The organism is Streptosporangium sp. NBC_01755 (genome assembly GCF_035917995.1).
Classification (GTDB): domain Bacteria; phylum Actinomycetota; class Actinomycetes; order Streptosporangiales; family Streptosporangiaceae; genus Streptosporangium.
Map to the genome: position 1 here is coordinate 5,561,845 of NZ_CP109131.1, position 22,773 is coordinate 5,584,617.

Below are 22,773 nucleotides of genomic sequence, written 5' to 3' on the forward strand. Positions count from 1 at the left end.
CTCCTTCGTCAGGTCGGGGGTTACGCCCAGGCGTCGCGGTACAGCACGTCGACGTCGACTCCGCCGGAGGTGGCGTCGTGGGAGACGATGTTGAGGCCGCGGCCGAGCACGAAGTCACTCGGGTGCACGGAGGAGCCGGTGAGTTTGCCCATCACGTCGACCCCGTCGATGGTCGCGGTGCCGAGGTCGCAGTCGATGAGCAGCTGCTTGCCGGTGGGGACGGTGAGGTTGAACTCCACGACCCGATCGAGGGTCTCGTTGAGCACGATCGGCCCGGGGGCGGGCCCGTTCACCCTCAGCAGCGGATGGGTAGCCGCGTTGCCCGCGTTGCTGACATCACGAGCCTCCCCGACGGGGATGGTCACCCCGGTCGCGTTGACCGCGTACCGGCGAGGATCCGAGCACACCCATTGCAAGGTGAGCTGGCCCAGGCCGAGCCGGAGCTTGGCATCCACCGGCAGCTGCACCCGGTCAATGCGTCCGAACGCGAGATAGGGGATGCCCAAGTCGTTGATGACCAGAGGCAACTCTGTCTCATCCTCCAAGACGGGCAGCGCCTGCTCCAGGGCGTCGATCGCGGCCTCAACCTCCTGCGGGGGAGCCTTGAGTAGCGCCGCCCAGGTGATGATGCGCTCTTGGAGCAGCGGCCGGCCCGCCCACGAGCCGTGCCGGGATGCTCGGGGCACGTTGCCGGAATCCAGGTTCGCGCGGTCACGCCACCCGACCAGGCTCCTCCACCGGTATGGGGTGCCGGACCCGAACAGAGTGCCGTTGAATTCCAGCTGTCCAGGCCGGCTGATGTTGTCTCCGGGCCGGATCGGCACGCTGACCAGCGCGCCTGGTATCTCGACCTGCAGGGCGACCGCTGGCAGGTCGATCTCGGCGTTGAACTGGGCATCCACCGACATCGGGTAGATGTCGACGGACAACTCCACGGCGGCTGGTTGGAGGCTGTGCCCGGCCGACACCGTCGGATCCGGCACCGTCGTGGTGACGGTGACGGTGCCGGGGGTGACGATCTCGGCCTGGTCGGTGGTGACGTTCGGTGTGGGCACACTCGCCGCGACGGTCACCGTGTTCGGGGCGGTGCTGGATCCGGCCGACACGCCGGGGGTGGGCACGCTGGTGGTGGCGGCGACTGTGGAGAGGGAGACGCCGGCCCCGGCCGACACCGACGGGTCGGGTGTCGTGGTGATCACGGCGACCGTGGTCAATGTGGCCTCGGCGTCCACCGCTCCGGTGGCGACGGCGACGGTGAAGCCGTGCCGGAACCCAACTTCTGGGCTGCTGGTGAAGTTCAGGGAGCTGGTCGTGGCGCTGGACGTCAGGACCTTGGTGGCCAGGGTGGCGGCGGTGTTGCCGCCCGACTGGATATCGGCCTGCTCGGTGTACGTCGCGGGCGGGGACCAGGCGACGGTATCGAAGTCCGGGTTACCGGCTGCCCACCGTAGTTCCAGGTCGTTGGCGCCGGTGGGGGTGATGCCCGGGGTCGACGTGGTGGTGGCGAAGGCATCGTTGCCGCTTTGCGCGACCACGGGTGTGGTGGCAGCTGCGCCGGAGATCGCGGCGATCACCACACAACCTTGGCCCGCCGAGTTCTGGGTGAACCCGTAGTCCGCGGGCTCGCTGCCCCCGGCGATCTTCCACCACACCTTGGTCTTCATGTCGTGAGCGGTCCCGGAGTTCCGGGTGGCCAACGACGTCCAGGTGGCCCCACCCGAGGGGGTGCCCATGTTCGCGAGCGTGCCCTCGTCGACGGAATGGAACGCGATCAGCAGGTCGCCCGCGACCGCACCGGACGGCTTGGTGATGTTGCCCGAACCGGTGGCGTTGAGCGTCCCCGTGGAGACCGAGCGCAGAGCAACCGCCATGCCCGCCCCCTCCCATGCTGATCAGGTGGCGGACATGACAAAGCCGCCACAAGGGCGGCGGGGTGCGACGTGGTTTGGTCTACGGGGTGAAGTCGATCGTGAACAGCCCGTTGACGTGAGGGGTCACCAGCAGTGTCCCGTCGGAGGTGTTGTAGTCGGTGCCCAGGTCGATCCCCATGATCAGCGGGTCGCCGCTCAGGGCGTCCGCGTACATGTCGATGTGCCGTACCCCGGTCAGCGTCGACGCTGGCCAGGAGACCGCATCAGAGTTGTACTTCAGCACCCCCGCGCCCGGCAGCGACAGAGCGGTGCCGGTGACCTCCTTACCGGCCGCCGTATACCCGGTGCCGCTGATCTCGTTCGTCGCGCTATAGGCGCCGTCGCCGTTGTAGTTCGGCGACTTCGTGCTGTTGAACAGCGCGAACTTGTGCGTCTCCAAATCCAGGTCCAACGCCAGCTGGCTGGTGTCGAGCACGTCCTGGTAGGTGACGACATACAGTCCGGATGCCATGTCAGCGGCCGCCCTTCATGGTCTTGCTCTTGACCGCGACCGGCGGCAGGTCCACCTGCGCGGAGCCGTCCTCCAGCACAAATGGCGGCACCGGTACGGGCAACGACTCGAACACCTCACGTAGTGGTGCCGCGTCAGCCTCCAGCGCGGGCAGCTCGGCCTTCATCGCGGCCAGGCGCTCCCGCGCCTCCTCCAGGTGCCTGTGCTCCTCGGGCCGCCAGGCCGAGGTGGGCCGCCAGTGCGGTTTGCTCAGGTCCTCCTCCAAGGCGGGGATGAGCGCCTGCAGCTTGGCGATCCGTGCCTCACGACGCAGCCAGGTTCGTGTCTCGTTGATCTGGTGTGCGGCGGCCTGCTTGCGCTCCTTGGCGGCGGCGATCTCCGCGGCGTCGCCGCGCTCCAGCGCATCCCGGTACGCCTGCTTCGCGTCCAGGTTCTCCTGCTGAATCGGCTCACACGCCTCCGCGAGCGCGAGCTGCGCCCGCAGCTCCGCCGCCGTCGGCTGCGCAGCCGGTAGTCCCAGCCCGTTCATCGGCGCTCCTCTGTGATGCTGTGCCGTACCCGCAGGTGCGGCAGGAAAATGTGCACGTCCTGGCCGGTCCACCGCTCCCGGATGAGGTTGCCGAGCTCATCGAGGGTGACCTTGACCGGGCGCCGCTGGGCGTCCCTGCCACCGGTGACCTTCGGCTTGATCCGGTTGGACCAGCCGCGCGGGCGGGTCTGAACGGACTGCAGCCGCAACAGGTCAGCGGGTGTGTACGGCTGGATGCGATCAGCCATGCCTGCTCCTATCCGTACGCTGCGACTTGGAAGCCGACCTCGCTGCCGAGCTTCGTAATGTCCATCTCTTCGCGGATGGTGGCGTTTTCGATGTTGACGGTGACGCCCGCGATGCCGCCCGCGGGTGCGGGGGCGCCGGCGTTCGGCCCCCCGAACAAGGGGCCGGTGTACGCGACCCCGGCGGTCCCGTGGGTGCCGTTCAGGACCTCCGTCGAGGTGGACGCGGCTGCGGCCTTGCCGACGCTGCCGATCGCCGCATCCGAGGTGGCGGACACGGCTTTGCCGACGAGGCCGGTCATCGCGGCGATGGTCGAAGTCTCCATCGACTGCATGCCTTGGACGAATCCGGCCATGGTGAACTGGCCGATTTCTGCCATCACCTGGGAAGGGCTCTTGATTTTGAGTTCCTTCTTGATCGCCTTCACTAAAGCATCGACGATCTTCTGCATCGCCTTGTCGAGATCCTTGAGGCTCGCTTCGAGCCCCTTCAGATAACCCTCGCCGCTCTTCTTGCCGACATCGAACATGGCGTCGGCCGAAGCTTTCCCAAGCTTCTTGCTGGCCTTGTCTACGGCAGCCTGCGCCTTATTCAAGGCCTTGATTTCCGAGCCATCCGAGCCGACCAGCATTTCCGCGAAAGTAGCGCCCTTCTCCACCCCCGCGTCAATGATGTCCTGAATGATCTTCTTGTTCAGGCCACGCTTCGCGAGGGTCTGAATGTTGTTCGCGAAATCATTGATAGCGGACGCTTTGCCCTGGAGTTCGGCAGCCATATCCCCGGCGCCCGTGATGTCCTCGGGCTTTAGCCCGGTGATATCCGCCCATTCCTGAGCAGTGCCCGCGACGCGCTTAGCCATCTCCTTCGCATCGGCCAACTGCTGCACGAGCGCCTGGCGCTGCAGGGCGAGGTCTTCCAGGTTTTTATTGCCCACGCGGACGAAATCGAGTAGGCCGTCCACCACGTCAGGGGTGGACTTGAATGCGGTCTTGATGTCGGCGACCAGCTTGTCAACGACGCCCTTGACGTTCGCGCCCTCGCTGGTGAGGCCGTCGAGCAACCCCTTGACCGTGTACTTGCCGATCTCATGCATGATCGTGGACGGGCGAGCCCCGCCACCGGATCCGCCGCCCGACCCGGTACCTGTCGACGTCTTCGCGGTGGACACGACGCTGTCCATCGCCGCCGCCACGGTACCGGCGAGCTCCTTACCCTTATCGATCACACCGCCGATAAATCCGAGGATCGTGTTGCCGCCGATATCCTCGAAAATCTTGCTCGGCGAATGCTCGTTGAGGGTCGCCTTGGCTGTCGGTTCTGCCAGGCCGACCACGGATTTAATGGCGTTGGTCACCTCGGCGGCCTTGGCTCGGATGCCGGAGATGAATCCGTTGATCACATCGTTTCCGGCCTGCACGAGCAGAGTGCCCAGGTTGCCGAGCGCGGCCTTGATCTTGTCGGGCAGTTTCCGGATATCCGCGATGATCTCGGCGGCTTTCGAGGTGATGGCGGCGACTAGCTTGTCCCAGGCTTTAGAGGCTTCCTCGTTCAGAGAATTCCAGGTTTTCGAGGTGTCGCCAAGAATGATTCCCAGAGCCCGGTCGATGGCGTCCTCGATGCCTTGCCACAGGCTGTCCCAGATCTTTTCCAGGCCCTCACCCATCTGCTCCCAGTCGCCCGTGAAGGCGCCGATGAAGACGTCGAGGAGGCCGCTGACGGTACCCCAGAAGGTATTCCAAATACTGAGAATGCTGTCGACGGCGAAAGAAACCGTGGCAACAATTTCCTCACCGTGCTTATCCCAGAATTCCTTGATGGCGGCGAGCGCGGTATCAACGATTTCCTTCATGGACTCGAAACCCTCGCTGAGCTTCGTCTTCCATTCCTCGATCGTCTCGCCGTTCGCTGCCGCCCACTCCTGGACGTCAGCCACCACGCTGTCCCAGATTTCACCGATCTGGTCGGCCCACCCCTGCAGCGTCTCCAGGGCGCCCGACATCTTGAACGCCTCGGCTGCGTCCTCCAGGGCCGGGAGCACGGTCCCGCCGAGGAACTCGACGACGTTGGACTCCAGACTGCGTTTGAACGCGGTGAGCTTGTGCTCGGCGGTGTCGTTGAGGGTGTCGCCGGCCTTCTTTGCCGCGCCGTCGACCTGGCCGAGGGTGTTCACCGCAGCCGACGGATCCAGGGCGAACAGGGCAGCCCCGAGGTCTTCAGCCTTGGTCCCGAACAGCTCGACGGCCGCGGCGTTGCGCTTGGCCGGGTCCTCGATGCCACGAAGTTTGTCGAGCACGAGATCGAAGGCCTTGGCTGCGGTCGGTCCACCCTTAGCGAACTTCGCGACCATCTCATCCGCATTCAGGCCGAGGGACTTGAAACCGCCGCGGACGCGTTCGCCGCCCTGGACGGCCTCGATCGAGAATTCCTTGATCGCGTCCGCGACCACGTCCGCGTCCCGGGCGCCGGCCTGAAGCCCTTGAACGATGAGGCCCATGGCTTGCTGCCCGGACAGGCCCAGGGTCCGGAACTGGGTCGAGTACTCCGAGTAGGTGTCGAGGAGGTCCTCAGCTTCGTTGCCGCCCAACTGGGCGCCCCTGACCAAGATGTCGAACGCCTCGTCGGCGCTGCTGGCCAGGTCGGTCTTGAGGATCTTCGCGATGGATCGCGTGACCTTCGAGACGTCCTCATCCAGGATGATCCCGGTGTCGATGGCCCGCTTCGATAGCGTGCCCAGGCTCTCCTCGCTCGCGGTGCGGATGCCGTCGACGTTCTGCACCAGGCCCTTGATGGCCTCAGTGACATCCCCGACCGTCTCGCCGTAGCCGTCCGCGTACACCTTGCCCGCGACGTTGCCGAGCCGCTTCATCTCGCCCTCGGACGCGCCGATCTGAGCGAACAACTTCTGCTTGGCCGACTCGGCGTCCAGAGCGGATTCCAGCCCGGACATGAGGGCAGCGCCGATCGCTGCCCCGGCGGCTGCGGCAACGCCGAGCGCTCCGACCTTCAGCCCGCCAACGAGGTTGCTGCCGATCCCGGCCATGCGGCCGCCGCCACCCGCCCCCTCAACCCCGTCACCGAAGGAGTCACCCGCGTCCTCGCCCGCCTCGCGGACGACGCGCTCGGCGTCGCGCACCCCCGCGCGGAGGCCGTCGACGAGTTCGTCGCCGGCCTTCTTTCCGGACTGCTGGGCGTCGTCGTCGAGGCTGGCGAACGCCTCGTCGATCGTCGCGTCGAGCTCGGCCGCGAACCGGTCGGCCTCGTCGAGCATCTCCTGCAGCCCGGCGTCGAGCTCGCGCTCCAGCCGATCCAGATCAGCGATGGCGGCCGCCGGGTCGAGACCGTCCCTGATGGACTGCTCGATCTCCGACAGGCTCTTGGTGACCGTCGACTCCATGGACGCCATGGAGCTGCTGGTGGACGACTGGAGCCGGGACAGGTCCGAGCCGATGGCCTGGGTACCGCTGCTGAAGTCGCTCTTGTCGATCGTCGCGTAGGCGACAAGCTCGCCAACGGTGAGCGCCATGGAGGGTCACCCCTCTCATGGGTTCAGTCGTCGATGTCCCGCTCAATCACAGGGGCGCCGCGGTCCGGCTCCGGCTCACGCTCGGCGCGGAGCACACGGAAGATGCGGGTCTTCGGATCAGCCAGCAGCCCGAGGACGCGCACGCGCAGCCATCGGCCTGTGCGCGCGCGGAGTAGGCCGGGCTGCTCCACGTCCACGCCATAGAACTGGTGCAGGTCAGCCTCGATCAGGCTCCAGCGGGCGAAGAGGTCTGCCCACGTGATGCCCGGTCCCTGCGGCTCCGGGTTGTACCACTCTCGGAGCCCGGTGACGGGGTCGATGGGGCCTCCGCCAGGGTCTCCGTCGTCCCGTCCGTCTCCGACGTCGACCGTCGTTTTGGGATGCCGCCCGCCCACACCTCCATGGCCCGCTCCTCGCCGTGGATGTGCCAGTTCAGCGCGGTCAGCCCGCATCGGCGGATCTGCGGCCACGCCGCACCGTCGGCGACCAGCTCGTCGTAGACGGCGCCGAGGGACTGCCGGTGAAGGGCGGCCTCGGACTGGTCGTCGGCCACCTCCTCGTCGTCGTCCTTCGCGGCCAGCGCCTTGTCCTTCAGGCTGGTGAAGCGGGCGGTGAACCTCGTCCACGTATCGGCGTCAAGGGGAGGGACGCTGTACATCTTGACCTGCCCGGCCGGTCGGGATCCGCGCTTCGGGAGCGGTACGGGCAGGTCAAGAGTCTCGCCCAGGCTGGCGTCGAGCTCAGGGAACTTCGGCATGGGAGGGGGATCCTTCCGATCAGGCCGCGGCGAGAGCCGGGTACGGGGTCAGCCGAGTGCGGGCGCCCTGGCCGCCGAGGGTGAAGTTGCACGGCTCCAGGCCGGTTACAGGGCCGCCGCCGCCGCCGTACTCCACGGTGACGTAACCGCGCCACGCGTCCGGGCTGCCGTCTTTGCGGTAGTAACGGATGTCGATGTTGGAGCCGACGCCGACCAAGTTTCCGGCGTCGATGACCGCCTGCTGGCCGGGATCAGGGATGAACGTGGCGAGGTTGTCGGCATCGCGCTTGCGCTTGCCCTCGCACTCCAGCCTCCATTTGCGCTGGGTGACCTGGTCGGATCCCCAGCCGTCGGAGTCGAAGTCGGAGTCGTCCTCCTTCGTCGACTCGAGGGTCTCCTTGAAGACCGTCATGCCCTTGACCTGGGTCCACACGGGCACGTCGTAGGTGCCCTCGTTGACGTCGAGCTGCCAATCCTTGGCCAGCAGCGAACGGGTAGCCATGCGGTGATCTCCCTCTATCCGGGGCGGTGCTGAGTAGGTCGGTGAACGAGCAGGCTGTAGGAGTCGGCGCGCTCCCAGCGGCCAGTCCCGTCCGTGCCGAGGGGGGCCTGGATGCGGCGGGTGCACTGGAGCACGCCGACGGCCAGGAGCTGGGAGCCCTGCAGGACGTCGAACGCGGCATCGGCGATCTCGTCCACGACGCGGGGGTCCGTGGTGCCGCGCATGCGCAGCTGCACGCCTTGGGTGCCGTCGGTGTTGACGGGGTCGTCGGCGCCCTGGTCGACGCCGTATGCGGCGAGCGCGATGGCCCGGTCAGGGGTGGTGGGGAGGCGGCCGAGGACGATGGCCGTGTCCGAGGTGGTGTAGGTGCCGGCGGACTTCCACGTGCCGACACCCTCGGCGTGCAGGAGCTCGGCGAACGCGGTGAGGAGATCCGTGGTCCAGCTCACCGCAGGCGCCTTCGCATCTCGGTGGCCACGAGTTCCATGCCGATCTGCTGCTCGGAATCCCATGGGTCCTCGACGTATTTCGCCTTGCGGTCGTCGTCGTGCTTCCAGTCGAGGTGCTCGTGTTGCGGGATGGCGTACTCGGTATCAAAACTGACTGCGCCCTTGAGCTGCGTGCGGTCCACCGAAGCGACGCCGGACCGCTCCAGCGTGCCTTCCTCATGCGGCACCTGGTCGCGGCTGACCTTGAGGTTGTGCTCCATCCACTTCTGCAGGCCGTCGGCCGCGGCCTCGTGCATGTCCTTGTCGAGCTGGCCGAGATTCAGCTTGAGCGAGGATCGTTGCGGCATCGCCGGGTCCTCCTCACTGGAGCGTCACTTGCAGGTGGGAGGGGACGGGGAGTTTGCCGCCGTCGATGGGTGCGGACGTCAGCACGGTGCTTTGCCGCCCGTCGGGGAGGGTGACGCGGGAGCCGGCCGGGCACGTCTCGGTGAGCTGCATGCGCAGCGTCGTCTCTGAGATGACCTCGGCGCCCTCCGCGTTGCGAACGAGCTTGCGTTTGTGCTCGACCAGGCAGCGGACGGTGTCCTCGGCCCCGTACTCGGCGCCGAATGGGCCCTCACCCTCGAACGGCTCCACAGTGATGTCCTGGCCTGCTCGCTGGAGCAGCCAGCCGGGGATCATTCGCGGCATTGGTACGTCCGCGGGGAGTGGCCGAGTAGTCCGGCGCCGTCGAGGATCTCGACCGCTTCCGGGGCTCGGCGGGGATCCGGCGGTGTGCTGGACGAGCCTGCCCCGCCCTTGGACAGGGTGATGTTCCCGGCTGAGACGCTGGTGTACTCAGCGCCGGCGCCGAGTCCGTCGTCGCCGTTCGCCTGCCACCATTCGACGGTGGCGCAGCAGGCGTCCCGCATGGCGATGATGTGCGCCGCCTCGGTCGGGGCGCCGGTGTCGTCCACCGGGTAGATCGATGACTTGAGGAGGACGTTGTCCATGTACCTGCTCGCCCGCGCCAGCATGCGCGCCGCTCCAGTAGGGGGAGCGTCACCAAGCCAGTCGGCCAAGTCCGCCGTGGTGGCGTAGGAGCGGGCGGTGCCTGGTTGGGCGGGCGCGACGTGCACCGTGGAGTACTCCACACCTGCGCCGGTGCCCGTCACCACCCAGGCCAGCGTCCACGCTCCGGCGGTGGTGTAAGCGGCGGTGGCGCTCCAGGTGCCGCCGGATCCGGTGACGGCCGGGGTGGTGGCGGTCCCATCCGGCGCGGTCAACGTGAGCGCAGCGACGGTGGTGCCGTCGGCGGGGGCGACGGTCAACGTGACGGTCTGGGAGTCTCCGGCGTCCGGCACTTGGCCACCTCCTACGGGGTGCGAGCGATGGTCAGGGAGGCGGTGTCGGCGGTGGCCGAGGCCAGAACACTGCCGGAGCGTGAGGGCGTGAGCGTCGCACTGGGGGCCGTGGTGATAGCCAGCCGTCCCGGGGCGGGGATATGCTCGCCCGCCGAAGCCGTCGCGGTGAGCGCGCCGAGTGGCGCACCTGCCGAGCCGTACACAGTCCGGTAGCCGCGGCCCGTCGCGGCGAGCGTGCCGAAGAGGGCAGCCGCGCCGTGCACGGTTCGCCGACCTGACGCGGACGCGGTCAGAGCGCCAAACGGGGCGGTGAGCGCGGCGCGGATTCTGCGCCTGCCGGTGATGGTGGCGGCGAGCGAACCGAGCGTCGCGGTGGCGACGCCAGACACCGGGGGGCGGCCCGCTACCGCGGTGGCTGTGAGCGCGCCGAGCGGGGCGGCGGCCGCCGCATAGACCCTGCGGCAACCAGCTGCCACGGCTGTGAGAGGACCCAGGTGCGCGGCTGCGGCCCCGGCGACGTTCCCGACCACCGTGCCGGTGGCGGTTGCGGTGAGTCCGCCGAGGTTGGCTACAGCGATGCCACGGATGGCGCGGACGGCTGAGGCTGTGGCGGTGAGCCCGCTGAGCGTCGCGACGGCCTGGCCGTGCACGACCCGGTCGCCGACGGCAGCGGCCGTGAGAGCTCCGAGCACCCCAGCGGCCGCCCCGTGTACGCGGCGCGTACCGGTGGCCGTCGCGGTCAGTCCTGCGAGGTTGGCGGCCGCGACACCGGGAACATCGCCAGCCGCCGGGTTGTTGGCCGTGGCGGCGAGTGCCCCGAGGTCGGCCAGCGCGCTGCCGTGGACAGTGCGATGGCCAGCAGCCGCCGCGGCGAGCCCGCCAAGGGCCGCCTCTACGGTGCTGTGAACGGTGCGGTGCCCGGCGGCGGTGGCCGTGAGCCCTCCGAGGTCCGCGGTTGCCGTTCCGGTGACGTCCCCGCCCCCGGCCTGCGGGGGTTGGATGGCTAGGAGGAACGACACGTTGTCGCGTGACCCGGCCAGCGTCGCCGCGAAGTTCCCCGTCGGCCCGGTGACCGTCTGGGGGGCGGTGGCGATCGCGGAGGCGGTATCGGCGCCGCCGGATGACAGCAGGTCCGTACGCTCCGTGAGAGACGCCGGGTTGGTGGCGCACGCCCACGACAGGTCGCCGACGAGTTGGTTGTCGGCGGTGCCGACCAGCGCCACGATCAGGCAATCCGCGACGGTCGTCGTGATGCTCGCGCACGCCGGGTGGCCGTCGTCGGTGGCCTGCGCGCGGAAGACGTGGACCGGAGTAGTGGTGTCGGCGCCGACGACGCCGACCATCGACCCGGCGCAGCTGTCGGTGAACCCCGACCAGGTGTAGTTCGCAGGCTCGGAGCCGCCGTCGACGACCTTGTGCTCGTAGACGCCCGCCCAAAACGTCGTCGAGATCGAGCCAGAGGCGACGAGCTCCCACCCGGACGGCACCGTGGTCGGCGCGGTCGAGGCGCCGCCGTTGCTGACCAGGGCGTACAGGGTGTCGCCGGTGACGGTCCCGCCCGGCTTGGCTACCGTGGTGGAGGTGGTGGTAGAGGTGCCGCCGAGACCTGCGGCCCGGAAGGTCGGGGCGGCCATCCCTCACCCCTCAGGACGCGATGTTGAGCGACACGTCGAGGTCGCCGATCGGGATCACGAAGTCATCGCCGATCATGACGGCGTTCGCTGTCATCGTTCCCGAGAACAGGAACGTCCCGGACGTGCTGGCCGACCACGCGCTGAAGTGCGTGTAATCCTCCGCCCCGGCCACACTGCTCCAAGTCAGTGTGGCCGTGTTGCTGATCGCCCCGGACGACGCGTTCGTCCCGAACGTCGCCTGGATCCGATCCGCCTCGGTGGCGGCGGCGTCGGTTCCGGCCGCACCGGGGGCGGCGGTGTGAAGCTGGACCCACACCTCGTCGGGCTCGGTCCACGGTGTGGACCGGCAGAGCGCGTTGAGGATCGCGTTCGCGGTCCCCGAGCTGAGGCCTTCAGCCATCGGTCACTCCCCTTCTATGCGTGGTTGTGACGCGGGCAGGCAGCCGGTCCCCCTCCAGCACCAGCCACCCACCCGCGCGATCACGGGACCCCTTTACCTGGGGTTGACGCGGATCACCTGATAGGTGACGGTCGCGTGCGCGGAAATGTCGAGCCAGACGACACGGCCGTCCGCTCCGCCCTGGTCGTACTCGCTGCCCCACGGACCGAACACCTGCGGCACGGACGGGGCGACCGCCTTGACCCGGTCATCAGGGGCGACCCCGTCGACGAGCGCTCGGTCGCCGAACTGCGTGGTGATGTCCACCGAGGCGCCGGCCCCGTTGTTGACGATGACCGCGGTCTTGCCGTCGTTCGGGACGCTGATGCCGTCCGCGGTGAAGGCGACCGGCGTGCAGACGGCGCCGGCCGTGCTGGCGGTGACGGGGGTTACTGCGACACGTGCCATGAGTCAGCCTTCCTTAGACCGCGAGGCCGCGATAGGCCGCGTGCGCCCGCTCGTTGCCGAACTTCAGACCGATCTCGCCGTACAGCTGCACGTCCGTGGACGCGCCGGTTTTCGCGAGCTCCTCCTCGAAGAACACGCCCTTGCCCGGGACGGCCAGGAGGACGGGCATGAGCTGCTCCATGCTGGCGACGATCAGCGCGTCGCGGGGGACGTGCCGGTCGAGCATGATGTTGAACCGGCCGAAGTCGGTGAGCACGGTGTCCACGCTGACGCCGCCCATGGTGCGGGACTGGTCGACGTACACGATCTTCGCCCCGGCCTCGGCGTACGCCTTGGTGATGGCGCGCTTCTGCGTGGAGTTGACGATCATCGTGGCGGTGGCCGACTCCGATAAGCCGCCGTTGTCGTAGGCCTGCTGGATGAGGTCGTCGATGTGCGCGGTGGTGAGCGCGGTGGTCCACGGCACGATGTAGTCCACGTTCGACGTGGACGTGCCGAGGGTGATCGCCGAGCCACCGGACGACGTGGCGACCTTGAAGGCGTTCGTCGACTTCGAGACGACGTAGTAGACGCGGCCGGCCACGACGTTGGTCATGTCACCGGTCGAGGTGAACACGATCTTGTCGCCGTTGGTCAGCGCGGTCGCCGTCTCGGTGATCGTGTCGGTAGCCGAGGTCAGCCCCGTGATCGTGCTCGTGGCCTTGCTCACCTTGTTGGTGACGATGGCCTCCAGCAGGCCCTTCGTCTTCCGCGCGGTTGAGTTGCTGGTCGGGTTGGCGTACTTGCCGTTGATGAAGCTGTAGTTCACGTCCAGCGCGATGGACTTCAGCGCCTGCTCGACCTGCCAGTCCAGCTCGTTGCCTACCGGGTTGGATCCAGGCACGCCCCGGTACGGGTCGGAGCTGGGGGTGGCGACCTGCCCAGTGGCGGCCATCTTCGTGTAGGAGACGCTCACCTTCTCCTGGTGGATCTGGCACACGTTGCGGATATTCGCCCGGACACGCTCTTCCGCGGTCGGGGCGGTGGCGCCTTCGGTGCGGGCCCGGACCGAGGGATCTCTGAGGTCGTAGGACTGCCATTCGAACTCGACGGCGGTGGTCTGGCCGCCGCCGGTGAGGCCGCCGATCGCGCTGAGCAGGGGGGTGTCCTCCGGCGTCAGGCCGAACAGCTCGCCCACATAGTTGGGCAGGTTGAAGGTGGTTCCGAGGCCGGTGATCCCCGCCATGGTCGTCTCCTAGATCATTATGGTTGCTGGTTGAGTGCGGCGCGCTGCCGCTTGAGCGCGATGGCCTTACCGAAGTCCCGGTTCTTCTCGGCCTCGGCGATCTGCTCATCGAGCGTCGCGGCCTGACCGGGGCCGCCGGAGCCGGTGAAATCGCCGCCGGACTGGGGCGGAATCGGGGGAGGCGGGGGCGTGGTGGTCTGCTGTGCGGCCATCCACGGGTTCGCCTTCAGCGCGGCCTGAATGGTCTCGGCCAGGCGGGCCGGGAAGTCCTCCGCGGTCGGGTCGAGCTGCTTGGCGTGCTCGGCGAACACCGTGCTGCCCAACAGGGCGGCGGGGTTGACGCCGTGCTCCGTCGCCGTGGTGTACGCGTGCCGGAGCACGGTCTCCGTCCGAGCCTGGACGCGGTACTTCGCAGCGTCGCTGCGCGCGTCGGTGAGCTCCTTCTGCCACTTCTTCGGCAGCTTGCCGATGTCGTCGATGCCACCGTCGTCGACCTGCGCGGGCGCGGGGGGCGTCCAAGTGGGCGGCTGCGGAACCGGGGGCGGCGCGGGAGCCGGAGTGGGCGGGGCGGCCGGGGGTGCGCCCTGCGCGGGCGGTTGCTGGCCGGGATCAGAGGGCGGGCCGGGCTGAGGTGCCGGGGCCGGCGGGGTGGGCATGGTCATGCGGACCCTCCAGGGGAGCGCGGTGGCGGGAAGACCGGCGCCTGGCCGGTCGAAGGAGTTTTGGACCGCTCCGGGCGATCCTTTTCGGGCATCCATCCCAGGTGATCCGGGATGGAACGTCAGAGGTGGGGCGTATGGTGCGCGGTTATGCACCCTCCGCAGCAGCCCCAGCAACGGCCAGGCCAGCCGCAGCAGCCGTACGGTCCGCCGACCCAGCAGTACACGCAGCCCGGACGGCCGCCCGGCTGGCAGCCGCCCCCAGGCCCATACCGGCCGGAGCTGCCCCCGCCTCCGAAGGGCAGTGGGAAAGGGAAGGCGGTCGTCGTGCTCGGCGGTGCGCTGGTCGTGCTTGCCCTGCTCGGCGGCCTGCTCAAGCTCACAGGCGGTGGCGAGGCCGCCACGCCGTCAGCGAGCTCGACATCGGCACCGAACCGTACCGCGGAGCCGGGCGAAACCCGGATGCCGGTGCCGACCCCGGACGCCGGGCAACGAGCCACCTACCTGGCCGCGCTCGCCAGCATCGACCCCGGCCTGGTCGTCCATGAGGAACGAGCGATCCGCCGGGGGCGCGCGGTGTGCGATCGGATCCTGAACCCCGCCGAGCGCGGTGACTTGACCGAGTACGTCGTCGCCGCGTTGTCCGGCGGGGACGCCACGATCGACCAGGCGCAGGCTGATCGGGTGGTGACCGCGGTGAAGGCGTGGTGCCGTTAGACGCGAACGCCTGGTACGTCGGCCAGGTCGAAGTCCGGCATGAAGAACTCGGGGTCGAGCACGTCTTCGGCTGCGACGCCTGCCTCGTAGCAGGACTGGAGGATCGTCCACACGGCCGCCTGCGCGCGCACCCCCTCGGGGCCGGCCTCCTCGGCGGGGAGGAATCCGGCGGCCTGCTTGTCGTCGGTCCACACGTGGCCGAGCAGTTGGTCGCCCTGGCGGAGCTCGGCCCGGCGCACCTCGCCCTGTGGATCACTGGAGTAGCCAGCCGGAGTGTTCACCTCAGCCGGGTCAGGGCGCGGATCGTAGGCCCACCGGCCATACGCCTCCTTGCGCTCCATCACTCCTCCTTCGCGTACCCATTCGAAGTGTAGCCAGCGTCACCGTCGCCGAGCGGGTCCGGAGCCCAGTCCGTAGGCTTGGCCCAATCCTGGGAGACGATCTCGACCTCCATGTACCAGGTGTCTCGCGTCCCACACTGGTACACGGAGTGCACCACGTACCGCATGCCGCGGCCGAGGAGGATCTCCCGCTCCTCGGGGCCGTACTCCGAGAGCGACATGACGTTCATCGCGGGGGTGCCCTTGGGGGCGCGGATGATCAGATAAATCTCGGATGGGAATGCCGCGTTCTGGCCGGTGCTGGTGCTCATGTAGCCGTGCTCAGGGAAGTCTTTCCCGATCAGGCCGAACATGGTTTCGGGTCGGTCGGCGTCGGCGCCGAGGAACTCCGCGAAGTGCTTGCTGACGCCCCGGTGCAAGATGACGTCCTCGGGAAGCTTGGACTTCTCAAATGCGCTGTCCAGGCCTTCGAGGATGCTGTCGTAGCGCCCCCGGTCACGCGCCTTGGGGAGCTCGCCCCGAAGGCCGTCGTTAACGAGCTTGTAGTAGTCGCCTGTGTAGGCGCGCAGGGCGTTCTTGTCGCTGGAGGTGAGGGTCTTGGGCAGGGGGAGGTTCTGGTTGGCCCAGTTGACGCCATCTTTGTTGCTGTGGTGGCGTGTGGCGCCACGCATGCCGCCGATAGACGTCGTGGGTTTCGCAGTCGCCTTCTTGGCTTTCGCGGCGGCGAGGGCGCGCGCCTTGGCTTCGGCTGCTTTCTTCGCCTTCGCGGCCTTGATGGCGGCCTCGGCCTCTGCGGCGAGCTTCTCGGCCTGGGCTTTCTCTTCGGCCTGCTGTGCAGCCTCTGCGGCCTCCTCGGCTTCCTTCTCCGCTGCCGCCTTGGCCTTCTTGGCTGCCGCGGCCGGGTCCGCCTTGGGCTTCTTCGCGGCGGTGCTCGGCGAGGTCGGGTCGGGCGGGACCAGGTCGCTGACGGGGCCGCCCTTCGGCCCACCCGCGGGCGGGATGTTGCCGGCGCCGATGCTCTCGCGGTAGGGGAGCCGCTTGAGCTTGGGGTGCTTGGCGAGGTGGTCGCGGAGTTCGGCCTGAGCGGCGCGGACCTTCGCGCCGGCAGCCTTCTTCGCCTCGGGGGTGAGCGCGCCGAGCGCCTGCTCTTTCGCGGCTCGGATCTTCCGTTCCAGGGCGCGCTGCTTCTGTCGGGCCTTGTCGCCCTCGGGGTCTTCGGTGTTCTCCTTGAGCTTGGTGATCCCGGGCAGGTAGGCCGATGCGCTGTGCCTGCAGTTCGGGTGGAACAGCCCCTTGGACCTGGCGCTGTCGAGGGTGTCGATGACGTCGACGGTCACCATCTCGCCGTCCCGCGTGCTGTGTTCGACCTTGATCTTGCCGATCGGGCCGGAGTCGCGCCGGAGCACCTTCGACTCGTACGGCCGACAGACCTTGCACTCCTGGACGTTGTCGCTGATGTAGACCAGGTCCAGGCCGATCGAGGCGAGGCGGTCCATCTGGCCTTGCACCATGGCTCGCTGCGCGTTGGTGCGGCCGATCATCTCGGCGTAGCTGCTCAGCCTCCACTGCCGCCCGGCCTTGTCGGTGAACGAGGTGATGCCCTTGTCCATGAGGCGCTGCCACGCGGCCTGAGACGCCTGCCTGCGGGTGGTGGTGCCGGTCACGATCCGGGCAGCGGTGGCGGCCTGCACGGCCCGGTACGCGTCTTCGGGGGCTCGGAGGATGTTGCCGTCCACCCTGCCCAGGTCGCGGTGCAGGGCCTGGGCGAGGTTCTCCATGATGGCCGCGGCTGGCACCTGGGGCATGGCTTCCTGGGCCTTGAGCTTGGTCATGATGTCGGTGGGGATGCTGGTTAAGGCGTTGGTGTGCCCGGACCGGTACGCGGTGCGGATCGCCTCCCGGACGGCCGCGGACTTGGTCTTGACCAGGCGCTGCTGGACGGCCTCGGCGGCCGCGCGCAGACGCCTGATCGCGTCGAGCTTGACCTCGGCGGTGGGTGCGTCGAGGCCTCTCTTGAGTTCGTCGGCGATGACCGTGACCAGGACCTCCTCGACTTCGCGGTAGAGGTCGGCGACGGTGCCGGCGATCTGGTCGAGGAGGTCCTGGTCCACAGCCACGGCGGGGACCTCCTCGGCGTGCCTAACGCTCGTTCAGGGAGAATCCGCAGCTCAGGATCATTTTCGGGAAGTCCCGAAAATGATGGCCATCGGGCCGAGCATCACTTCGGGATCTCCCGAAGTGATGGTTGCCCTACTCCTCGGGCGGCCCGTCCTGCTCGGCTTGACTTCCCGGTGATTCACCGTCAGGTCCGGGCTCGGTCATCTCGCCGGGCAGGGCGAAGGGGTCCATCACCGGGGTCGGCTGATCGTCCTTGATCCGCTGCACTTCTTCCTCGATCTCGGGGACGTCCCAGTCGGGATGCAGCATGCGGACCAGCTCATACGTGGACGCAGCCTCGGCCCGGCGCATCAGCTCGGCGGTGGTGGCCAGCTGCTGAATATCAGCCGAGACGGAGTCGCCGAAGACGACGGTTGGCCGCTCCGGAGTCACCCCGGAGGAGAACAGCTCGGCCTCCAGGAGAAGCAGCATCTCAACCGCGTCAGCGAGCGCAGGCCCGGTGTAGACGGCTTTCCGTCCGCGGGTGACCAGGCTCCGGCGCTCCTTGGCCATGACCTCGGTGGCTGTGATCGCGACGTCACCGGTTAACCCGAAGGACTGGGCGGAGTAGCCGGTGGCGCGGAGGATCGCGGCGAGCAACTCGGCGGCCGTGTCCCGGTGCTCGGCGACACGGATCTGGAACTGGGTGACGCTGAGTTCCATTCTCTGGTCGCCGCCGAGCACGTCCAGGGCTTCGTAGACCTCGCGGTCGGGGTCGTAGTAGCCGCCTTGCCCCCTGCCCTGGTTCTGAATGTAGGAGGACGGGACATGGATGCGGCCCTTGCCGTGCCTGACATCCCGCATCCACGAGGTGTACGTCTCGTCGAGCGCGTCGAACAAGCCGAGCACGGGGCCGGCGAAGTCAGAGCGGCCGAGGTTCGCCCCGTTGGGGTCGCGTCGCCATTCCCGGTTCGGCCTCATGTTCGGGACGTAGACGGCGGTCAACTTCTTGATGCGGGTCTCGACAACAGGCTGTAGGCCGCGCGTTGCCTCCACACTGTCGAGCGGGATGGGCTTGCCGAGGCTGCCGTGCTCGCCCCTGTAGAGCGCGTGCAGGATGCGGCCGGGTTCGTGCCGCTCCAGATGCCGGAGGTACGTCTTGTCGTCGGGCTGCTCGACGATCCGCCAGAAGGTGACAGCCGAGAGGCGACCCCAGCGGAATTCAGGGACAGCAGCATCAGCGTGGACCACGGCCAACCACGGCTGCTCGGCGACGGCCTTGTCCCAGACGGCCCGCAGGTAGTAGCCGCCGAGCGCGGCCCCGACCTCCGCACCTTCGAGGAGCGTGGCCTGCAACCCGTTCTCGACGAGCTCCTCGATGCGCTCCTGCGTCTGCTTGTTCTCGACCGTAATCGAGGGGGGCTCGGAGAACAGCAGGTCGCTGCTCATGGTGGCGATGTCGCTGGCCACCGGCACGTGGAGTTTCGTCCTACGCTCACCCTGCGGGACCGGGGCGCCCCAGAACATGCGGGCAGCCTTGCCGACGATGCCGCCGCGATACTGCGACGGCCGGTTGGCAGGGCGGGCACCGCCGGTGTGGTCGCCGTACACCTGGGCGAGCTCATCGGAGTTGCCGACGTACCAGGCGTTGTGGACGGCGTATTGGTCGTAGATGGGCTGGAGTGCTTGGGGCGGCCAGGTGCCGCCACCGCTGGGCAGCGGCATCCGGGCCTCCTCTCAACGGTTCCAGACGGTGGGGTGCCGTGCGAGACGTATTTAGGTGGCCAGGAGATACCCGAGCTGTCGGTGAACCTCCAAGGCCTCCATGCGCGTGATCGTGTTTTCACAAACGCTGGTGGGCCCGGCGATCCGCATGGTGACCGCATCCCCGACGAGGGAGAAGTCGAACAAAATGTGATTTCCCAGCTCGTTGACGAGGGAGCATTCCGTCCGTCGCAGCATGGCGCGCTCCTCTCAGGGGTAGGTGATTGCCACGTCGTCAGGCCGGGGCTCGGCGGGCGGTGTCCAGCCGAGCGCGACCAGCGCGTCCCGGGTCTTGTCCGACACCTCGGGCTCCGGCTCGACCTGGCCGGGCTCCTCGCGGATGACGGTGTCGTGCATGTTGACCGTCACCAGCTCGCTCTGGCCCATCTTGAGCGCGGTGTGCAGCCGGGTCCATCCGTCAGCGACCTGCACGAGGCCGGACACCGTCTCGGGGTTGTCGGCCCATGCGGCGGCCCGCTTGAGGACGTGGGCGGCCTGCTCGGCAGCCTGCTCAGGCGTCATCAGAACGCGCTCACCATCTGCGGTTTCGACCTCTCGCACGATCAGTTCGAAGGTGACGCGGTAGGGCGTCCCGGACCACGTGGGACCGGTGACGCGGTGGGCCTGGACGACTCCCAGGATTTCCAGGCCCTCGATCTCGATGCGGCGACCGAACAGATCGGCGGTCATCAGACGCTCCCGGGCCAGTGCCACGTGCCCGGCTCCTGACCCGGACCGATGTTGTACTCGGTGAAGCCGCCCGACTCGCCCGGGGTGAACACCCACAGGTGCACGTGCTGGTCGCTGTCCAGCGCGGGGATGACCCCAGCCTCAACGCCACGCGGGTCGAGCGTGTAGACGTCGGCGGTGACGATCGCGGCGCGCACGGCGTTGAAGCCCTGCTTGCCTCGGTAGCGGACGATGCTGCCCGTGGTCGGGTCCGGATCGGGGTAGTCGAGGGGCATGCGTCACTCCAGAGAGGGGGTAGGTAGATCATCTTTTGCAACTCACGGGAATGGTCATTCCCAAAAGTTACCAACTGGTAGAACGGTGCTCTTTAGACGCGCTCCCGCTCGACGAGCAGGTTCGCGATCGTGAGCCAGGAGTCCGCGAGATGCTCCAAGCGTTCCATGAGCACGAGGTTCGTCTCGACCTCGGCGTTGCGGAGGAGGCGGACGGCATTGGCCAGTGCTTCGTCAACGGTCACGCCGCCTCCTTGGCTTGGGGTGGAGCGAGCAACGACGACCAGATGTTCCGCGTCGTCCTGATCCCGTACCGCAGCGCATCCACACCGTGGTCGTTGAGCTTTATCGGCTTGTCCTCGCCCTTCTCGCTGGCGTCGGGATCCCACGCGTAGCCGGGAATCTCCTTGATCAGCCACTTGCATCCGGCGTGCACCAGGAGGCGGCCGGTGGCGAACAGGGACGCGACGTCGCGGATGCCGTCGACGACCTCGTTGTCAGCCAGCGTGCTGGTGACCCCGTCACGGTGCATCTGCACGCGGTAGCTCTTCGCCGAAGGGTCGACAATCCAGTACGACGGGGCGATGCCCAGACCGTTGACCCAGGCGCGCACCCGCTCGCTGTACTCCGCATCGGTCAGCGAACCGCGCATCCGCTTGCTGTCCCACCGCCACTCGTGCCCGACATACAGACGACCATCCGTGCCGAGGCCGATCGCGAGGGCATGGAACGGGTTCGTGGTGCCGTAGTCGAGGGCGATGCACAGCCACTGCGCGATCGGCGGCAGCTGATCGACGACATGCCGAGCCGGATCCCAGGACTCGTAGACGACGCCTTCAGCCAGGCACCATTCGCCCAGGATGAGGCGGCGGTAGTAGAGGCCAGTGTGCTCGGAGGAGACGGCGTCGATGTACTCGTCGGTGAGGTTCGGGTTGTCACGGAGCTGGAAGCTGAACCTGTTGAGGTTGAGAGCGTCTGGGTCGTCGCTGTGCTGGAGCTGGCCGTCGATGTCGAGGTGCAGGCGGGCCCGGTCGAGGAAGTCGGTCTTCAGCCAATGCTGGGGTCCATCCGGGTTGCTCGACCCGAAGAACTGGGCGCCCGGGATGCTCAACCGGGTGGTGAGCATCCGAAAGAAGCTCTCGGGCATGGTGGACAGCTCGTCGCCGTACGCGCCCACCAAGCTCAGGCCGCGAATCTTGTCGACGCTGCCCTCATCATGCGCGCCGGCGGTGTAGATGGTGCGGCCGAGGAGGTGAAGTTCTCCGGCACCGACGACGTGCTTGCACCGTTTCTCGCCCAACATTTCGGTGAGCGGGTCGATGATGTTGCGCTTGAGCGTGCGTTCGGTTTTGCCCGTCATCAGCAAAGGGCCGTCGGGAGCGGTGCGGACGAACCGCATCCACTTGAGCAGGGAGCAGATCGTCTTGCTGGAGCGGACCGAGCCTTCCCAGATGTTCAACCGGGCCGTCGCCAGCTGCACGGACTGCTTCTGCTTGCCAACGAGGGGGTTGACCTTCACGCGCCCATCTCCGTCAGCCACTGATCGACCGCGGCGTGCGACTCACCGGAGTTGTCGTGCTTCTCGATGACGAGGTGCTTGTCGATCGCGGTGGCCGCGGACACGATCAGGTTCCGCTTATCCGCCGTCGACGGCGCCGGCAGCTCCTTCGAGTTGAAGGTGTTGTCCTTCCCGCCGAAGTTCCACACCAGGTGCGGCTTGTGCAGGTCGTCGAGGAACCGGTTGCACTCCTCCAGGAACCGGCGGGACGTGGTGGCGCGCAACGCTGCGTTGTCGGCCTTCTTCGCCTCAGTCGCGTTCTTCGTGTTCGTACGTGCGAACGGCTGCTCGATGCCGCCCTCGGCGGCTATGCGACGGACGGTGTCCGGGCTGACCTTGTGCTCGCGGGCGATTCCTCGGCAGGTTCCGCCGGCCTTGATGCCGGTGAGGATTGCGGTGCGCTTCTCGTCGTCCATGCGTGGAGGCACACGTGCTCACCCCCGGACATGAAGAAAGCCCCGCACGATGGCGGGGCTCCTGAAGACATGAAGTATCAGAGGTGATTATCCACAGGCGTCTGACCTGTGTCAACACGATCGATCATGAGGCGATCGCCTCCCTCGCGCGTCGCACTTTCTCCTCGGCTGACATCACGCGCTGAGCGAGCCACGGCCACTGAGCGATGGGCCACACGGGCTGACCACCCCACCACGTCCCCACATCACGCTGAGGCGGCTCACACACCCCGCCGCACACGATGGCGACCTGTCCGCCTGGGAGCGTCTGTACGCGCCACACACCGGTCTCTGAGCACCAGGGGCAGGTGACTGCCAGGGTTTGGCCGTCGTAGACCATGCAGAGCGCCTGGGCGATCTTCTGCTGTATGTGGCGGACGGTGGGTTCTGCCCCGTCGGCGAGCCACTCGGGACCCTCGGCGAACCGCGCCGCGGCGTACCGCAGGTACGGGCGGGCGTCCAACTCTCCAGGCCCGGGCGGGGCGAGGATCGGGCACATGACGACGGGGCCGAGGTCGGCCGCGAGGTCGTCGGCGCGCACCAGGAGATCCAGTGCGGTGGACAGGATCGCGACGTCCACCGGGGCCGGCGACTCACCGAGGGCGTGCGTGGTGCGCAGTGCCCAGTCGATGCGCGCATCCCAATCCCGCTTCAGCTTCGCCTCGGGGGAGAGCTGGGGTTGCCGCCAGGGGCGTGCTGTTCCGGGCAGTCGGGCCTCAATGAGGTCAGGCCAATATTCGATGCACCATTCAAGGTCTTCCACCACTTCGTTCTTCAATGCGG

28 protein-coding genes are annotated in these 22,773 nt (G+C 67.9%); 1 reads left to right on the plus strand and 27 read right to left on the minus strand.

Going from position 1 to position 22,773, the window contains the following annotated elements:
• Nucleotides 1-20 precede the first annotated feature (20 nt).
• The 17 genes from OG884_RS26475 to OG884_RS26555 all read right to left on the minus strand — a co-directional run bounded on the left by OG884_RS26475 (nucleotide 21) and on the right by OG884_RS26555 (nucleotide 14,099).
• Complete coding sequence (locus OG884_RS26475; protein ID WP_326637260.1) at nucleotides 21-1,871, minus strand: phage distal tail protein; 1,851 nt, start codon at nucleotides 1,869-1,871, stop codon at nucleotides 21-23.
• A gap of 79 nt (nucleotides 1,872-1,950) precedes the next feature.
• The gene (locus OG884_RS26480) at nucleotides 1,951-2,382 is read right to left on the minus strand and encodes a hypothetical protein (protein WP_326637262.1); all 432 of its coding nucleotides are present in this window, start codon (nucleotides 2,380-2,382) and stop codon (nucleotides 1,951-1,953) included.
• 1 nt (nucleotide 2,383) lies between these two features.
• Complete coding sequence (locus OG884_RS26485; protein ID WP_326637264.1) at nucleotides 2,384-2,911, minus strand: hypothetical protein; 528 nt, start codon at nucleotides 2,909-2,911, stop codon at nucleotides 2,384-2,386.
• Entirely contained in the window at nucleotides 2,908-3,159 is a 252-nt protein-coding gene (locus OG884_RS26490) for a hypothetical protein (RefSeq protein ID WP_326637266.1), read from the minus strand. The genes OG884_RS26485 and OG884_RS26490 overlap by 4 nt, the downstream gene beginning before the upstream one ends.
• 8 nt (nucleotides 3,160-3,167) lie before the next feature.
• On the minus strand, nucleotides 3,168-6,680 hold the full coding sequence (locus OG884_RS26495) for a phage tail tape measure protein (protein WP_326637268.1): 3,513 nt from the start codon (nucleotides 6,678-6,680) through the stop codon (nucleotides 3,168-3,170).
• Nucleotides 6,681-6,703: 23 nt separating this feature from the next.
• Nucleotides 6,704-6,877, minus strand: a complete 174-nt coding sequence (locus tag OG884_RS26500; protein WP_326637270.1) for a hypothetical protein — start codon at nucleotides 6,875-6,877, stop codon at nucleotides 6,704-6,706.
• Nucleotides 6,878-6,906: 29 nt separating this feature from the next.
• The gene (locus OG884_RS26505; RefSeq protein WP_326637271.1) at nucleotides 6,907-7,437 is read right to left on the minus strand and encodes a DUF7426 family protein; all 531 of its coding nucleotides are present in this window, start codon (nucleotides 7,435-7,437) and stop codon (nucleotides 6,907-6,909) included.
• Nucleotides 7,438-7,456: 19 nt separating this feature from the next.
• Nucleotides 7,457-7,939: a phage tail tube protein gene (locus tag OG884_RS26510; RefSeq protein ID WP_326637272.1), complete on the minus strand. Its 483-nt coding sequence runs from the start codon at nucleotides 7,937-7,939 to the stop codon at nucleotides 7,457-7,459.
• 14 nt (nucleotides 7,940-7,953) lie between these two features.
• Nucleotides 7,954-8,388 carry a minor capsid protein gene (locus OG884_RS26515; protein ID WP_326637274.1) on the minus strand — a complete coding sequence of 145 codons (435 nt, stop codon included), beginning with the start codon at nucleotides 8,386-8,388 and terminating at the stop codon, nucleotides 7,954-7,956.
• On the minus strand, nucleotides 8,385-8,735 hold the full coding sequence (locus OG884_RS26520; protein WP_326637275.1) for a hypothetical protein: 351 nt from the start codon (nucleotides 8,733-8,735) through the stop codon (nucleotides 8,385-8,387). The genes OG884_RS26515 and OG884_RS26520 overlap by 4 nt, the downstream gene beginning before the upstream one ends.
• Nucleotides 8,736-8,748: 13 nt before the next feature.
• Nucleotides 8,749-9,078: a hypothetical protein gene (locus tag OG884_RS26525; RefSeq protein WP_326637277.1), complete on the minus strand. Its 330-nt coding sequence runs from the start codon at nucleotides 9,076-9,078 to the stop codon at nucleotides 8,749-8,751.
• A complete protein-coding gene (locus OG884_RS26530; RefSeq protein ID WP_326637279.1) occupies nucleotides 9,066-9,731 on the minus strand; it encodes a hypothetical protein in 666 nt (221 codons plus the stop codon). Before OG884_RS26530 ends, OG884_RS26525 begins: the two co-directional genes overlap by 13 nt.
• 11 nt (nucleotides 9,732-9,742) lie before the next feature.
• Nucleotides 9,743-11,365 (minus strand): hypothetical protein, encoded by a 1,623-nt coding sequence (locus tag OG884_RS26535; protein ID WP_326637281.1) that lies wholly within the window; start codon nucleotides 11,363-11,365, stop codon nucleotides 9,743-9,745.
• 10 nt (nucleotides 11,366-11,375) lie between these two features.
• Nucleotides 11,376-11,765 (minus strand): phage tail fiber protein, encoded by a 390-nt coding sequence (locus tag OG884_RS26540; RefSeq protein WP_326637283.1) that lies wholly within the window; start codon nucleotides 11,763-11,765, stop codon nucleotides 11,376-11,378.
• Between the two features lie 93 nt (nucleotides 11,766-11,858).
• Nucleotides 11,859-12,212 carry a hypothetical protein gene (locus OG884_RS26545; protein WP_326637285.1) on the minus strand — a complete coding sequence of 118 codons (354 nt, stop codon included), beginning with the start codon at nucleotides 12,210-12,212 and terminating at the stop codon, nucleotides 11,859-11,861.
• A 13-nt stretch (nucleotides 12,213-12,225) separates the two neighbouring features.
• Nucleotides 12,226-13,437, minus strand: a complete 1,212-nt coding sequence (locus OG884_RS26550) for an SU10 major capsid protein (protein WP_326637287.1) — start codon at nucleotides 13,435-13,437, stop codon at nucleotides 12,226-12,228.
• 17 nt (nucleotides 13,438-13,454) lie between these two features.
• Entirely contained in the window at nucleotides 13,455-14,099 is a 645-nt protein-coding gene (locus tag OG884_RS26555; protein ID WP_326637289.1) for a hypothetical protein, read from the minus strand.
• A gap of 147 nt (nucleotides 14,100-14,246) precedes the next feature.
• Between OG884_RS26555 and OG884_RS26560 the strand changes: the two genes are divergently transcribed.
• Nucleotides 14,247-14,813, plus strand: a complete 567-nt coding sequence (locus OG884_RS26560) for a DUF732 domain-containing protein (protein ID WP_326637290.1) — start codon at nucleotides 14,247-14,249, stop codon at nucleotides 14,811-14,813.
• Here OG884_RS26560 and OG884_RS26565 read toward each other — a convergent pair.
• The 10 genes from OG884_RS26565 to OG884_RS26610 form a co-directional block, all read right to left on the minus strand.
• On the minus strand, nucleotides 14,810-15,154 hold the full coding sequence (locus tag OG884_RS26565; protein ID WP_326637291.1) for a hypothetical protein: 345 nt from the start codon (nucleotides 15,152-15,154) through the stop codon (nucleotides 14,810-14,812). The genes OG884_RS26560 and OG884_RS26565 overlap by 4 nt on opposite strands.
• On the minus strand, nucleotides 15,154-17,271 hold the full coding sequence (locus tag OG884_RS26570; RefSeq protein WP_326637292.1) for a phage minor capsid protein: 2,118 nt from the start codon (nucleotides 17,269-17,271) through the stop codon (nucleotides 15,154-15,156). Before OG884_RS26570 ends, OG884_RS26565 begins: the two co-directional genes overlap by 1 nt.
• Nucleotides 17,272-17,404: 133 nt before the next feature.
• A complete protein-coding gene (locus OG884_RS26575; protein WP_326637294.1) occupies nucleotides 17,405-18,976 on the minus strand; it encodes a phage portal protein in 1,572 nt (523 codons plus the stop codon).
• Nucleotides 18,977-19,027: 51 nt separating this feature from the next.
• Entirely contained in the window at nucleotides 19,028-19,213 is a 186-nt protein-coding gene (locus OG884_RS26580; RefSeq protein ID WP_326637295.1) for a hypothetical protein, read from the minus strand.
• 12 nt (nucleotides 19,214-19,225) lie between these two features.
• Nucleotides 19,226-19,705: a hypothetical protein gene (locus tag OG884_RS26585; protein WP_326637297.1), complete on the minus strand. Its 480-nt coding sequence runs from the start codon at nucleotides 19,703-19,705 to the stop codon at nucleotides 19,226-19,228.
• A complete protein-coding gene (locus OG884_RS26590) occupies nucleotides 19,705-19,980 on the minus strand; it encodes a hypothetical protein (RefSeq protein ID WP_326637299.1) in 276 nt (91 codons plus the stop codon). The genes OG884_RS26585 and OG884_RS26590 overlap by 1 nt, the downstream gene beginning before the upstream one ends.
• A 92-nt stretch (nucleotides 19,981-20,072) precedes the next feature.
• Nucleotides 20,073-20,222, minus strand: coding sequence for a hypothetical protein (locus OG884_RS26595; protein WP_326637301.1), 150 nt, complete (start codon nucleotides 20,220-20,222; stop codon nucleotides 20,073-20,075).
• Nucleotides 20,219-21,496, minus strand: a complete 1,278-nt coding sequence (locus OG884_RS26600; protein ID WP_326637303.1) for a PBSX family phage terminase large subunit — start codon at nucleotides 21,494-21,496, stop codon at nucleotides 20,219-20,221. The genes OG884_RS26595 and OG884_RS26600 overlap by 4 nt, the downstream gene beginning before the upstream one ends.
• Nucleotides 21,493-21,963: a hypothetical protein gene (locus OG884_RS26605; RefSeq protein ID WP_326637305.1), complete on the minus strand. Its 471-nt coding sequence runs from the start codon at nucleotides 21,961-21,963 to the stop codon at nucleotides 21,493-21,495. Before OG884_RS26605 ends, OG884_RS26600 begins: the two co-directional genes overlap by 4 nt.
• Before the next feature lie 112 nt (nucleotides 21,964-22,075).
• Nucleotides 22,076-22,768: a hypothetical protein gene (locus OG884_RS26610; RefSeq protein ID WP_326637306.1), complete on the minus strand. Its 693-nt coding sequence runs from the start codon at nucleotides 22,766-22,768 to the stop codon at nucleotides 22,076-22,078.
• Nucleotides 22,769-22,773: the final 5 nt, after the last annotated feature.